The following is a 14,471-nucleotide window of genomic DNA, read 5'->3' on the forward strand; positions in this document are numbered from 1 at the left end:
TTAGTGTTTTTTTAGTTGATTAAAATAGTTGGTTACTTCTTCTAAATCATCAAAATGATGCCTAACACCATTAATTTCTTGGTAGGTTTCATGACCTTTTCCTGCAATAAGTACAATATCTCCTGAAGTTGCTAGTTTACAAGCTGTTTTAATAGCTTGTCTTCTATCTACTATTGATAGTGTTTTTTTATAATTTTCTACCGCAACTCCTATTTCCATCTCATCAATTATTGATTGAGGATCTTCTGTTCTAGGATTATCGGAGGTAAAAACAACTTGATCACTTAACTGAGATGCTATTAATGCCATTTTTGGGCGCTTCGTTGTATCTCTATCTCCGCCACAACCTACAACTGTAATTACGGTTTCATTACCTGTTCGAATGTCATTAATAGTTTGTAATACATTTTTTAATGCATCAGGTGTATGCGCATAGTCTATTATTGCCGTAACTCCCTCATCTGAAACTGTGTACTGAAATCTTCCACTTACACTTTCTAGTTCACTTACGATTCGTAAAATCTCTATCTTTTCAAGCCCTAACAACTCTGCTACTCCATATATAGCTAACAAGTTATATGCATTGAATTCTCCTATTAACTTTGTCCAAAGTTCTACTCCGTTAATTGTTAACAAAGTTCCTGAAAGACGTTTCTCTAATACTTTTGCTTTAAAATCTCCAATTGTTTTAAGTGCATAAGTTTGTTTATTCGCCTTCGTGTTTTGCAGCATTATTTGCCCATTTTTATCATCTATATTCACCAAAGCAAATGCTGATTTTGATAACGAATCAAAAAACGATTTTTTTACATCACGATATTCCGCAAATGTTTCGTGATAATCTAAATGATCGTGAGATAGGTTCGTAAACACACCTCCAGTAAACTCTAATCCTTCCGTACGTTTTTGATGAATTCCATGAGAGCTTACTTCCATAAAACAATAATCAACCCCTGCCTCAACCATTTTTGATAAATATTTATTTATCGCTACTGAGTTTGGTGTTGTGTGTGTTGCATTATACTCTTCATCATCAACCATCACTCGCACAGTTGACAGCAACCCTACTTTATATCCTGCTTTTTTAAACAATTGATACAATAAGCTTGCAATTGTAGTTTTACCATTTGTTCCTGTTACTCCTACTAATTGCAAGCTTTTTGACGGGTTGTTATAATAATTTGCTGCTATTATTGCTAATGCAGCATTAGAATCTTCTACTTTAATATAGGTAACCTCTTCATTTTTATCTTCTGGTAAAGACTCACAGATAACAGTCTTAGCTCCCAGCGATACTGCTTTTGCTATAAACTGATGCCCATCCACTGTCACTCCTTTTTGAGCAACAAAGACATCATCTTCCTGCACTTGCCTACTATCAAACTGAATATTGTTTATATCAATATCTGTATTCCCGTAAACTTCTTTTACAGCTACCTTATATAATATGTCTTTTAATTTCTTCAACTATGATAATTTTAAATATATCGTTGCACCTTTTGAGACTTTAACTCCTCTTTCTACAGATTGCTCTGTTACTTTTCCTACTCCTGAAAACTTAACTTTCAATCCCATGTTCTCTAATAATGCAACCGCATCCATTCCGCTCATACCTATCACTTTAGGCATAATAGTTTTATACTTCCTTAGTTTTTGATAGTATTCTTGATATTCTTTATCGAGAACTTCTTCTGAAATATCATCAGAAACAAACTGATTATTGATTGCTGTTGAAGTATAAATTTTTTGAGCTATTTCTTTAAATATAGGAGCAGCAACCGTAGCCCCATAATATCCTTTTTCTTTTTTAGGACTGTGAACTACCACTATACAAGAGTATTTTGGTTCATCAGCTGGGAAAAACCCTGCAAAAGAAGCTACATATTTTTGATTTGAATAATAACCTCCTTCGTACTCTCCCTTGGCATTTTTAGTTCTTGGAATATATTTTTTTGCAGTCCCTGTTTTTCCTGCCATAGAAAAGTTTGGTGAATAGATTCCTTTACCTGTTCCATATTTTATAGTATTTTCCATCACTTTTCGGACTTTATCTAAGGTTTCTTGTGATGCTATTTTTTCTTTTACTACTTCTGTTCCAAAGCTTTCTTCTACTTTACCTCCTACTCTTAACTCTTTAACAAAATATGGTTTCACTAACTTTCCATTATTTGCCACTGCATTATAAAACGCTAATGTTTGCAATGGTGTAAGAGAAACTCCATACCCCCAAGCCATCCACTCTAATGAAATTGGACTCCAACTTTTTTCTGTTGGTTCTGGTATATAAGGCTTTCCTTCTCCTTTTATTTTTACACCTGTTAATTGATCTAAACCAAACGACTTAATTTTATCGGTAAACTTTTTCGGATTCTTATCGTAATGCTTCTGTATCGTTTTTACAATTCCTACGTTTGAAGAAACCTCAAACACTCTTCCTAAGGATATTTTTCCGTACCCTCCTCTCTTACTATCTTCTACTTTACGATTATTAATATAGATCCTTCCTTTTTCACAATCTACCACAGTTGATGTATCAGCAACTTTATCTTCCAGCGCAACCATTAAACTAGCCAACTTAAAAGTTGACCCTGGTTCGTGACTCTCCCAAACAGCGTAATTTCTTTTTTCGTAATATTTTCCTTTAGAAGTTCTTCCCAAATTAGATATTGCCTTAATCTCTCCTGTTTCTACTTCCATCACCACAGCACACCCATGATCTGCTTCAAAATACTCCATCTCTCTTAACAAAGCATGATGTGTAATATCTTGAATATTCACATCTATTGTTGTTATTACATCACTACCATCTATTGGTTCTTTCTCATTTACATCATTAATTGGCTTCCATTGTCCCTTCGCAATTTTTTGCTTTAAACGCCAACCATTTTCTCCTTGCATATAATCTGCAAAAGCTCCTTCAATTCCTGCTCCTCCTCTGTAATCATCATACCCAATAGTACGCTCAGCTATTTTGCCTATAGGGTGCACACGAACTGTTTTTTGCTCCGCTATAAAACCTCCTCGATACACCCCTCTATTAAAAATAGGGAAGCTTTTCATTTTCACATAGTCATTATACCCTACATTACGAGCTATTAACAAATAACGATTTCTACGTTTTTTTGCATTACGCAACTTCTTTTGGTAGTAACTAGCTGGCTTACCTAGTAAACCTGAAAGTGATTCTGAAAGTGCACGAATATTTTTCTCAAAAACTTCTGAATCCACCGCTACCACATCCATACGAATGGTAAATTTTGACATTGATGTTGCTAGCAAATTTCCATCTGCTGCATACACATTACCTCTATTCGCAAAAATAGTGTCGTTTTTAACTGTTTTTTCCTCAGAAAGCTTTCTATACTTATCCCCTTCTACATATTGAAGTTTAAAAAGTCTAAAAATGATAACTACAAAGAAAAGCGTCATTAAAACAACAATCACATAGAGTTTGTTTAATATGCCTTTTTTTACTACCATTTTATTATTACTCTTTATTATATGTTACTTTTATTTTTTGGGGCGGTTTTTTTGCAGGGAACAACCCTTTACTTTTTACTTTATCTCGAATACTACTTTCTAACTTCATCCTCATTAGCTCAGTACTCGTATCCACATCTTCAGCCCGCAACTCTCTTTTCTTCTTATTAAGCTCTGCTATTTGCACTACTTTTGCATCTGCACTGTGCGAACTATAAATCATTATTAACAACAGCACTACAACAAAAATTAAGATCCGCCAGTTTTTAAATGAGCTTTCGTCCGTAAGAAAACTCCCTCTTAAAAGATCGTATATACTCTTCCTTACCTTAGACATTACTTTAATGTTGCTATTCTTAGTTTCGCACTTCGTGCTCTGTTATTTTCTTTAATTTCTTCTTTTGTTGGTATAATCATTTTACCAACCTTTTTAAGTGGCACATTGGTGTTACCATAAAAATCTTTTTCTGGCTCACCACTAAACAAACCTGTTCTTATAAATCGCTTCACCAACCTATCTTCTAACGAGTGATATGAAATCACACTCAATCGCCCATCCTCATTCAACAAACCTGGAACCTGCTGTAAAAATTCCTTCAACACTTCCAACTCTTGATTTACTTCTATTCGTATTGCTTGAAAAATTTGTGCTAGAATTTTATGCTCTTTGGCTTTTGGTAAAAATCTTTGCAGCACCTCTTTTAACTCAAAACTTGTATTAATCTCTCTATCCTCTCTTGCTTCAACAATTGTTTTAGCTAAAGTTCTTGCATTTCGCAACTCTCCATACAAAAACAACACATCTGCTAAATCTTCTTCAGTATATGTATTGATGATTTTTTTTCCTGACAATTCAGACTTTTGATCCATTCGCATATCTAAATCTGCATCAAAACGAGTAGAAAACCCTCTTTCAGCTTCATCAAATTGATGCGACGACACACCTAAATCAGCCAATACCCCGTCTACTTTCCTAACACCGTAAAAGCGTAAAAACCTAGATATGAATCGAAAATTCTCACCAATCAACACAAAACGCGGATCGTCAATTTTATTTTGCTGCGCATCTGGGTCTTGATCAAAAGCAAACAATTTTCCTTTTTCTCCTAATCGACTCAATATTTCTCTAGAATGCCCTCCTCCTCCAAAGGTGACATCCACATACACTCCGTCTTCCTTTATATTAAGTGCATCTACACTTTCTTTCAACAAAACTGGACTATGATAACTCATCTGCTTCCGTATTACCCATTACTTCCTCTGCTAATTCAGCAAAATCAACAACAGCATCATCAATTACTTTTTCGTACTTATCCTTATCCCAAATCTCAATAATATTCACTGCAGAAGAAAGCACTACTTGCTTTTCTATCCCTGCAAATTGACATAAATCTTTCGGAATCAATATCCTTCCAGAAGCATCTACATCTACCATTTTTACACCAGCAGTAAACCTTCTGATAAAATCATTATTTTTCTTTACAAATCGATTTAGTTTATTGATTTTTGCCATCATTAAATTCCACTCTTGCATCGAATACAACTCCAAACAAGACTGAAACACAGAGCGTTTAATCACAAAACCTTCTTGTAACACAGAAGACAGCTGCTTCTTGAACGCTGATGACATCATCAACCTTCCTTTAGCATCTACCTTGCACTCATATGTTCCAATTAAATTTATCACGTAAAGAAACTATAGTTTGCATCAAAAATAAAAAATATTTACCACTTTTTACCACTTTTTACCACATTGTTGATAAGTTTTGGTTTTTGAGCTAAAAAACTGATACTAAAAGACTTCTATATCGCCGTTGTACACGAAATAATAAAAATGAAAAAGTGATAAAAAAGAACTACATTTGTGGTTAAGTCAAATCAGAAACATAATGACTGAATTTTTAAAGAAAGAAGACAAATTTATATACGCTGAAGCAGGAGAAGGAAGCCCAATTATCATTCTTCATGGACTAATGGGTGCTTTAAGTAATTTTAACTCCACTTTTAATCATCTTTCAAAAAAAGGATATCAAGTTTTTATTCCAGAATTACCCTTATACACTTTACCTCTCCTTAAAACCAACGTAAAGAATTTAGCTAAATTTTTACATGATTTCATAGAGCACAAAGGACTTAAAAATGTTACTCTATTAGGAAATTCTTTAGGCGGACATATCGCTTTATATTATACAAAACACTATCCTGAAGATGTCAAAGCATTGGTTTTAACAGGTAGTTCAGGATTATACGAAAACTCTATGGGAGATAGCTACCCTAAAAGAGGTGACAAAGAGTTTGTTAGAAAAAAAGCACAAGATGTTTTTTATGATAAAGCAATTGCCACAGACGAACTTGTAGATCAAGTGTATGATGTTATTAACGATAGAAATACATTGATTAGAACATTAGCTATTGCAAAAAGTGCAATTCGTCATAATATGGCTAAAGATTTACCCAACATGAAACAACCTACTTGTTTAATTTGGGGAAAACAAGACAGCGTTACTCCACCAGAAGTTGCTGAAGACTTCAAAAAACTCTTACCTGATGCTGATTTATTTTGGATAGATAAATGTGGGCATGCAGCTATGATGGAAACTCCAGAAGAGTTTAATGAAATTTTAGAAAGCTGGCTTTCTAAACGCGAAATATAACAACAGCTAAACTAGCTTAATTATAGTATGAAAATAAAATCTGCTGAATTTGTAATGAGTAACAGTAATGTTACCAAAGCTCCTAAAGACAGAATACCTGAGTATGCTTTTATTGGCCGCTCAAACGTTGGTAAGTCTTCGTTAATCAACATGTTGATGGAGCGAAAAGATTTAGCAAAAACCTCTGGTAAACCAGGAAAAACTCAACTTATTAACCATTTCAAAATTAATGATGAATGGTTTTTAGTGGATCTTCCAGGGTATGGTTATGCTCAAGTATCTAAAAAGAAGCGACAAATTTTTCAATTCTTTATTGAAAATTATTTTAAAGAGCGTGAACAGCTGGTTTGTACCTTTGTTTTAATTGATTCTCGCCATGATCCGCAGAAAATAGATTTAGAGTTTATGCAGTTTTTAGGTGAAAACCGTATTCCTTTCTGTATCGTTTTTACCAAAGCAGACAAATTAGGTAGCTCTAAACTTAATAAACAAATTACTGCTTATAAAAAGAAATTATTGAAGTATTGGGAAGAATTACCAATGTCTTTTGTAACTTCTTCTTCTACTGGAATGGGACGCGATGAGTTTTTAAGTTTTATTGATCAGGTAAATGAGGACGTAGCTGAGAACTTCAAATAGTTCTTCTAGTAACCTTAAGGTAACTCCTAATATGCACTCTACTAAAGAAAACTTACAGGTTTTACATGAAGACAACCATATTATTGTGGTTAATAAACGTGCTGGCGATATCGTACAAGGCGATAAAACAGGCGATAAACCTCTTTCTGATGTAGTTAAAGAATATATTAAGGAAAAATATAACAAACCTGGTAATGTTTATTTAGGAACTGTTCATCGTTTAGACAGACCTACTTCCGGCATTGTTATTTATGCACGTACATCTAAAGCTTTAGAACGTTTGAATAAAATGTTACGTGACAAAACCATCAAAAAAACTTACTGGGCAATTGTTCAACAACAACCTAAAAAAGCTACTGACACTTTAACAAATTATTTAAAAAAGAATCCAAAGAACAATAAGTCTACAGCCTACAACAAAGAAGTTTACGGAAGTAAAAAAGCTATTTTACATTACACAACACTTAAAAAATTAGATAACTATTCGTTACTTGAAGTTGACTTAGAAACAGGTCGTCATCATCAAATTCGTGTACAACTTTCTAATATTGGTGCTATTATTAAAGGTGATTTAAAATATGGCGCTAAAAGGAGTAATAAAGATGGAAGTATTCATTTACATGCTCGAAAAATAGAATTTACGCATCCAGTTAGTAAAGAACTTATTAAAATCACTGCTCCAACTCCTTCTGACCCAGTTTGGGATGCTTGCCTGTAATTTGTATATTTAGACAAATTTCACGTAAGATGAAAGCTCTTAAATTTTTAACTATCTTAATACTCCCTATAACTGTATACATTTCGTTTACGAGTATGGGTTGGTTAACATTATTACCTTTAGTCGTATTTTTTGGGTTTGTTCCTCTACTTGAACTGCTTTTTAACCCAGACAAACAAAACCTTAACAAAGAACAAGAAGAGCAAGAAAAAGAAAACAAGCTGTATACTTATATCTTATACACAACAGTACCTGTTCAATTACTTTTTTTAGGATGGTTTTTATGGATGATGAAAGATGCACAATTAACCACCATAGAATATATAGGAAGAATCTCTGCTATGGGATTAATGTGTGGTGTAATTGGTATTAATGTAGGACATGAATTAGGTCATCGGAACAACCGTTTTGATGAGTTTTTAGGTGAGATTTTATTATTAACATCTTTAGATACTCACTTTTTACCCTATCATAATTCCGGACATCATTTTAATGTAGCTACACCTAAAGATGCTGCAACCGCAAGAAAAAATGAAATAGTATATCTATTCTGGATCCGTTCTCATTTTCAAAGCTACTATCAAGCTTGGGAAACAGAAAACAGACGTCTAAAAAATTCTGGCAGAAATTGGTTTCATCTGCAAAACAGAATGCTTATCTATACGATTTGCAACATACTGTTATTAGTAGGTATTTTATTTCTCTTTGGATTAAATGCGCTACTTGCTTTTACTGCAGCAGCTGTTTTTGGAATTTTATTATTAGAAACTGTAAACTATATAGAACATTACGGACTACTACGTAAACAAAACGAAAAAGGTCGTTATGAACGTGTAAAAAGAACTCATTCATGGAATTCTGATCACAGAATTGGTATGTTAATGCTGTTTAATTTATCTCGCCATTCCGATCATCACTATAACGGAAGTAAACATTATCAACTCTTAAAATCATTACCAGAGAGCCCTCAAATGCCAACAGGTTATCCAGGTATGATGCTCGTAGCTTTGGTACCTCCATTATGGTTTTCAATCATGAATAAAAAATTACAAGATATATAACCTATGAATATCCCTACTTTAGTTCAATCACAAAAAAACTATTTTGCCACTCAACAAACCAAAGATATTTCCTTTAGAAAAAATGCTTTAAAAAGACTACAAAAAGAACTTATTGCAAGGGAACAAGATATTATTAAAGCTTTACATGATGATTTTAAAAAATCGGAATATGAAGCGGTAATGACTGAGACTTCTATTGTATTGGCTGAGTTAAAAATGGCCATAAAAAACATTTATTCTTGGAGTAAACCCAAACGTGTATTACCTTCTTTATTAAACTTTCCATCATCAGCAAAAATCTACAAAGAACCCTACGGAACTGTGCTTATTATTGCTCCTTGGAACTATCCTTACCAATTAGCGTTTGCTCCATTATTAGGTGCTATCGCAGCAGGAAACACGGTCGTTTTAAAACCATCGGAATTGACACCGAGTACAAGCAAAATTACCAAGGAAATTATCGAAGCTGTTTTTGACAAAAATCATGTTGCTGTGGTAGAAGGAGGTGTAGCTATTTCTACAGAATTATTAGCACAGCGTTGGGATTATATTTTCTTTACTGGAAGTGTTCCTGTAGGAAAAATTGTTGCTAAGGCTGCGGCAAATCACCTAACTCCAGTTACTTTAGAACTAGGAGGAAAAAGCCCATCTATTGTTGATGAAACTGCAAACATCAAACTAGCTGCAAAGCGTTTGGTTTGGGGTAAATTTATTAATGGTGGACAAACTTGTATTGCTCCTGATTATCTATTGATTTATAAATCGGTAAAAGAACATTTTATACAAGAGTTTAAGGAGGAAATTTTTAGAGCTTACGGCGAAAACCCTCAAAATTCCTTTGATTTTCCACGTATCGTAAACACTAAAAACTTTGATCGTTTAGCCATTATGCTAGAAAATGAAAAGTGTGTAATTGGTGGACAAACTGATAGAGATGATTGCTACATTGCCCCTACCTTAATTGATGAACCTAGTCTGGATAGTGAAGTAATGAAAGGCGAAATTTTTGGGCCTATCTTACCTCTAATTTCCTATGAAAATGAAGCTGATATTGAAAAAATAACAGCAAAATATGATAAGCCTCTGGCTTTATATGTTTTCACCAATAGAAATTCATTTGCTAAGAAAATGATTGAGCGTTTTTCGTTTGGTGGAGGTACCATAAACGATACTACAGTACATTTTGCTAATCATAGGTTGCCTTTTGGTGGCGTGGGAGAAAGTGGCATAGGTAGTTATCACGGAAAAAAAACTTTTGATACTTTTTCTCATCATAAAGGAGTGGTTTCTCGCGGAACTTGGCTAGATGTACCTACTAGATATGCACCCTACAAAGGGAAACTACAACAATTAAAAACCTTAATGAAATTAGGATAGTTTTATTAGACAAAAGATTAGTAGACATAAGAATCAAGACACCCCAAATAAATGAGTGAAAAAACCGTATCAGAAGCTGTTAACTATCGTCGTTCGGTAAGAGTGTACGACCCTGAAAAACCGATAGACACTTCCATTGTAAAAAAATGTTTAGAACAGGCGAGTTTAGCTCCTACAAGTAGCAATATGCAACTATGGGAGTTTTATCATATCACTGATAAGGAAATTATAAAAAAAATAGCTCCATTATGCTTTAATCAAAATGCAGCTAAAACTGCTCAGCAGCTAGTGGTTTTTGTTACTCGTAAAGATTTGTGGCGTAAAAGAGCCAAAGCTAATTTAGCTTTTATGGATACAGTTTTTGGTAAAAACAATCCAAAATCAGAACAACGAAGTAGAGAAAAAGTAGCGCGCAACTACTACGGAAAACTAATTCCTTTCACGTATTTTGATTTCTTAGGAATTTTTGGCTGGTTGAAATATATACTATTTTCTATTGTTGGGGTATTTCGACCTATTTATAGAGAAGTTCGCAATAGTGATATGCGCATTGTAGCTCACAAAACTTGTGGATTAGCAGCACAAACATTCATGCTCTCAATGGCTGCTGAAGGTTACGACACCTGCCCTATGGAAGGTTCTGACACTTGGCGTGTAAAACGTTTGCTGGGGTTACCTTTTGGCGCAGAAGTTAATATGATTGTTTCTTGCGGAATCCGTAAACCCGAAGGAGTGTATGGAGAACGTTTTAGAATTCCTTTTGAGGAGGTTTATAGGGAAGTGTAAAACCAACTATTTTAGATTGATTAAGAAAAGTCTAGACAACATTAAAAAATTACATCAAATTTTGTAGATAGTCCAAAACTTGTAAAGTATACCACCAATGATTCGTTATGAAATTTATAGTTTATATTCATCTTTCTCTTTCCCTATCTATTCTTACTCATACCGTCACGAGCAGGATGCTCGCGCTAGCGAGGGAAAATCACTATTTAATCCTTTTGATATTCATTATACTTTCCTAAATCAATTTTACTAAACTTAGGGTTTCTTGAAGAATAAAAAACAGTAAATTCACTTCCGATACATCCTTTTCTTCCATCATCACATTTAAAAAAAGTTACTCCTATCTGATTTGTATAACGTTTATTATTTACATAATACTCATATATCAGACCATAATCTAATCTTGCCTCATATATAAAATCCACAACTTTACCTGTAGTCTTTTCTTTATATCTTTCAATCTCATTATCTTTGTAAGATTGAAACAGCATATATCCAACAGCTATAATTAAAATTATAATAGCTATTAACTTTCCTTCTATTTCTTCTTTTTTTAATTTATTTATTAAATCCATCTCCAAATAATTTAGTCCCACTCATACCTGCTGTAGTAAAAATATATTCCATTCCTTTTATAGCACCTTGCCCCCTGCTAGCGCAAGCATCTCGCTTGTGCTTTCTAAAATTCTATAATTCTAATCGCTATCATAATATCTTATTTTTATTTACACTCTTTACTTACTCATACCGTCACGAGCAATGTGCTCGCGCTAGCGCATAAACAATTGTACTACTTCGGTAAAAACATCAATTTATTTGTGCTCTTCTTTATAGCTGCTTCATTGAGAATCATTTTTACAAACTCACCATCTACATATTTTTGTGCTTGGTCTTTGTAATACGGACTGAATACATTTCCTGATTGCCCAGTTGGTAAAATAGCAATGCTATTTTCTACATCAGAAAAGTCAATGACTCTACGTGTTGAAGGCCCTCCGTGAATTTTATATACTCCTGTACTATCTAACTTAAAAATCTGGTTGTTAATCACCTCATTTCCTCCAATGGTTTCAAATGGACCTACATTGAAAAACTTACGCAACAAACCACCTGCTTTACCAATAGCGTGTTCGTATTCCACTGAAATTACGCGATTCCACGTCCAATTTTCTACATTCTCTCCTAATTGATTTTGTAAAAATGTGATTGCTTTTTGAAAAGCTGTTGTTATTATTTCATTTCTAGTTTCAACTTTATCTGTCGTTGAAATATCGTCCCACCAAACTGATTGTTTTCTTTTAGCTTGTTGCGCTAGCACCTGATCTTGTAACTGGGTATCGATAAATAACTGAAAACTTTTACCCAATTCATCTTTGTAAGTAGCAGTTAAAAATTCATATAAAAATCGATTATAAATAGTCGGAGCTACATTGGTTTTTAAATATTCTCCATTCCAGTTTTCTAACACCGAATATGCTTTTTTGGCTGAAGGTGAAAGTGATGATTTATCCACACTTTTTAACAATTCTCTTCCAATTTCTGGAACTACAGGCGAGGTTACATCGTAAATCATTTCAGCAACATCTTGTTTAGTAAAATCGTTTTTAGGTTCTAATAACTGAACAATTCTCTTCGCTCTATCTTCAGGCTGATAGTATCCAGGATACAATTTTCCTCTTACTGAATCAGGTTGATTATTTGCTGAATACACATAATTCCAACTCGGATTTTCTGCTTGCGGATTTTCTTTAAATTCCAAATACTCTACAATTTCATCTTTACCAGAAGCTCCGTTTAAATACATTTTAGAAGATAAACTATCTCTTAACTCATATAGTTTTGCTGAGGAAAACCAACCTACATTTCCTTTGGCATCACCATACATTACATTTAGTCCTGGTGCGTGTATTTGAGCAGTTCCTGTTTTAAAATCTTCTAACGAATTTGCATGCGACATTTTATATGAAGCTTCCAATAATTTATTTGGCAACTGCGTATAAATCCAGTTCATTGCCACGGGTCTATCATTAGTAATATGCTCTATCAGTCCATTCATAATTGGTCCGTGCTTACTTTCTTTTACTTGATACGTGGTGTCTTTTCCTCCTTTAACTTTTATGTGTTTGTTTAACAACTTATACTTTTTAAATCCTTCTGGAGTTTTATATTCCAACGGATTTTCAGGATTGTTTTCTTCCATATAAAAATTCAAATCATCATTTGCCAACATTGTTAATCCGTAAGCATACTCTTTATTATGTCCTAATAACGGAAATGGCATCAACGCTAAATTAAATCCGTAAATTTCAAAATCAGGAGTTTTTATATGGTTTTGATACCAAACTGAAGGCTGCGAAAAATTAATATGCGGATCATTAGCAAAAATCACCTTACCGTTTTTGGTTTTAGGGGGTGCAATTACCCAAGAATTACTTCCTATAAAAGGTGCTATTGGCAACTGATCTATAATCTTGCTTACCGCTATAGACATTTCTGCTTTAATCGCTTTTTTATTCGTTGTTTTGTTTAATGTTAAATTCTTATTGAAAGAGTTCAACAATTCATTTACATAGGGCTCACCTAACTTTTCTTTTACTTCAGTTAACAGCGGATCGGTTTTATGTGCAATTGCAAAACTAAATGCCATGTAACCAAAAACATTATATACATCTTTAACTGTATAGTTTTCTTTATCCAATCCTACTAAATAAAATTCTAATGGTGTTGCTCCTTCTTTAATAAACTGATTAATTCCGTTTAAATAAGCTTCCGTTAATTTATAAGTTTCTGAATTTTTATCTAATTCTTGAATCGTTTTTTCGGCAGCTTCTTCAATTCCTAATCCAGAGAAAAATTTATCTACTCTTACCAAATCTTTTCCAAAAACTTCTGCTAATCTTCCTGCTGCAATTCTTCTGATTAGTTCCATTTGCCACAATCGGTCTTGAGCATGCACATACCCTAAAGCAGTATAAGCATCTAGTTGATTTTGCGCATTGATATGAGGCACTCCAACCTCATCATAATACACCGTAACTTTATCTGAAATATTAGCTAATGCTAACTCTCCTTTATACGTAGGATGTAAGGTTTTTGTAAATAACCAAACTCCAACACTTAGTAACACTAAAAGTAATAGAACAATTTTTAAAGACTTTTTAAATAACTTCATTAGGGATGATTTTCTTCAAAGATAACAGAATTATTTATTGTTTATCTTCTGAGTAAATCGTATAGTTTTTACACACTTTAATTATTTGTTTACACACTTTTTACACATAAAAAACACCCCTCTTAAAACTTAAAAAAACAATAAATATCTAAAAAACAATACGTTACTACCTTTTGTTGTTTTATTAAAGTTGATGGCATATTTATTTCAATATAACAAGCAAACAGTAAATAACTTAAAAACTTAATATCATGAAAAATTTAATCTTAGCAGCAGCTATTTTAGCAGGAGCTTCAACTTACGCAACAACAAACACTACTACTTCTCCTATTACTCCTGTTCACACAGTTGTAGAAAAAGGTTTTAAAGAAGTTTCTTTAGATAAATTACCAGCAGCAGTAGTAAAATCTGTAAAAGAAAGTTTTCCTAAAGGTAAATTAAGCAAAGCTTTTGTTAACGAAAACGAGCAATATAAATTAGAGATTAGCTTAGAAAACGAAAACAAAACTCTTTTTGCTGACAAAGAAGGTAACTTATTAGACGCTAAAGACGTAAAATAACACACATATTCCCCTTGTTGTATT

The 14,471-nt window shown here is 33.4% G+C and carries 14 protein-coding genes; 7 read left to right on the forward strand and 7 right to left on the reverse strand.

The genetic code is table 11. The features are described from left to right. Genes C8N27_RS12775 through mraZ form a run of 5 tightly spaced genes read right to left on the reverse strand, consistent with a single transcriptional unit; the run spans position 1 to position 5,167 of the window. A complete protein-coding gene (locus C8N27_RS12775) occupies positions 1-1,467 on the reverse strand; it encodes a UDP-N-acetylmuramoyl-L-alanyl-D-glutamate--2,6-diaminopimelate ligase (RefSeq protein ID WP_121147786.1) in 1,467 nt (488 codons plus the stop codon). After that, the gene (locus tag C8N27_RS12780) at positions 1,468-3,480 is read right to left on the reverse strand and encodes a PASTA domain-containing penicillin-binding protein (protein WP_237270848.1); all 2,013 of its coding nucleotides are present in this window, start codon (positions 3,478-3,480) and stop codon (positions 1,468-1,470) included. A gap of 7 nt (positions 3,481-3,487) precedes the next feature. Further along, on the reverse strand, positions 3,488-3,817 hold the full coding sequence (locus C8N27_RS12785; RefSeq protein ID WP_099215555.1) for an FtsL-like putative cell division protein: 330 nt from the start codon (positions 3,815-3,817) through the stop codon (positions 3,488-3,490). Then, the gene (gene rsmH / locus C8N27_RS12790) at positions 3,817-4,713 is read right to left on the reverse strand and encodes a 16S rRNA (cytosine(1402)-N(4))-methyltransferase RsmH (protein WP_121147789.1); all 897 of its coding nucleotides are present in this window, start codon (positions 4,711-4,713) and stop codon (positions 3,817-3,819) included. Before rsmH ends, C8N27_RS12785 begins: the two co-directional genes overlap by 1 nt. After that, positions 4,700-5,167, reverse strand: coding sequence for a division/cell wall cluster transcriptional repressor MraZ (gene mraZ, locus C8N27_RS12795; protein ID WP_121147791.1), 468 nt, complete (start codon positions 5,165-5,167; stop codon positions 4,700-4,702). Before mraZ ends, rsmH begins: the two co-directional genes overlap by 14 nt. Positions 5,168-5,369: 202 nt before the next feature. Between mraZ and C8N27_RS12800 the strand changes: the two genes are divergently transcribed. Genes C8N27_RS12800 through C8N27_RS12825 form a run of 6 tightly spaced genes read left to right on the forward strand, consistent with a single transcriptional unit; the run spans position 5,370 to position 10,715 of the window. Next, on the forward strand, positions 5,370-6,134 hold the full coding sequence (locus C8N27_RS12800) for an alpha/beta fold hydrolase (RefSeq protein ID WP_099215558.1): 765 nt from the start codon (positions 5,370-5,372) through the stop codon (positions 6,132-6,134). A gap of 27 nt (positions 6,135-6,161) precedes the next feature. Next, positions 6,162-6,773 carry a ribosome biogenesis GTP-binding protein YihA/YsxC gene (gene yihA / locus C8N27_RS12805; RefSeq protein ID WP_099215559.1) on the forward strand — a complete coding sequence of 204 codons (612 nt, stop codon included), beginning with the start codon at positions 6,162-6,164 and terminating at the stop codon, positions 6,771-6,773. Between the two features lie 31 nt (positions 6,774-6,804). After that, positions 6,805-7,491, forward strand: a complete 687-nt coding sequence (locus C8N27_RS12810) for an RluA family pseudouridine synthase (protein ID WP_121147793.1) — start codon at positions 6,805-6,807, stop codon at positions 7,489-7,491. Positions 7,492-7,520: 29 nt separating this feature from the next. Next, a complete protein-coding gene (locus C8N27_RS12815; protein ID WP_121147795.1) occupies positions 7,521-8,552 on the forward strand; it encodes an alkane 1-monooxygenase in 1,032 nt (343 codons plus the stop codon). 3 nt (positions 8,553-8,555) lie between these two features. Beyond that, a complete protein-coding gene (locus C8N27_RS12820) occupies positions 8,556-9,929 on the forward strand; it encodes an aldehyde dehydrogenase (protein ID WP_121147797.1) in 1,374 nt (457 codons plus the stop codon). A gap of 51 nt (positions 9,930-9,980) precedes the next feature. Further along, positions 9,981-10,715, forward strand: coding sequence for a nitroreductase family protein (locus C8N27_RS12825; RefSeq protein WP_121147800.1), 735 nt, complete (start codon positions 9,981-9,983; stop codon positions 10,713-10,715). Between the two features lie 206 nt (positions 10,716-10,921). Here the strand turns inward: C8N27_RS12825 and C8N27_RS12830 are convergent, their stop codons facing one another. Both C8N27_RS12830 and C8N27_RS12835 read right to left on the reverse strand, forming a co-directional pair. Beyond that, positions 10,922-11,290: a hypothetical protein gene (locus C8N27_RS12830; protein ID WP_121147802.1), complete on the reverse strand. Its 369-nt coding sequence runs from the start codon at positions 11,288-11,290 to the stop codon at positions 10,922-10,924. A gap of 215 nt (positions 11,291-11,505) precedes the next feature. Next, positions 11,506-13,887, reverse strand: a complete 2,382-nt coding sequence (locus C8N27_RS12835; RefSeq protein ID WP_121147805.1) for a penicillin acylase family protein — start codon at positions 13,885-13,887, stop codon at positions 11,506-11,508. A 251-nt stretch (positions 13,888-14,138) separates the two neighbouring features. On the opposite strand from C8N27_RS12835, the gene C8N27_RS12840 reads away from it, so the two are divergent. After that, positions 14,139-14,447: a PepSY-like domain-containing protein gene (locus tag C8N27_RS12840; protein WP_121147808.1), complete on the forward strand. Its 309-nt coding sequence runs from the start codon at positions 14,139-14,141 to the stop codon at positions 14,445-14,447. Positions 14,448-14,471: the final 24 nt, after the last annotated feature.

This window comes from Tenacibaculum discolor (genome assembly GCF_003664185.1).
Classification (GTDB): Bacteria; Bacteroidota; Bacteroidia; order Flavobacteriales; family Flavobacteriaceae; genus Polaribacter; species Polaribacter discolor.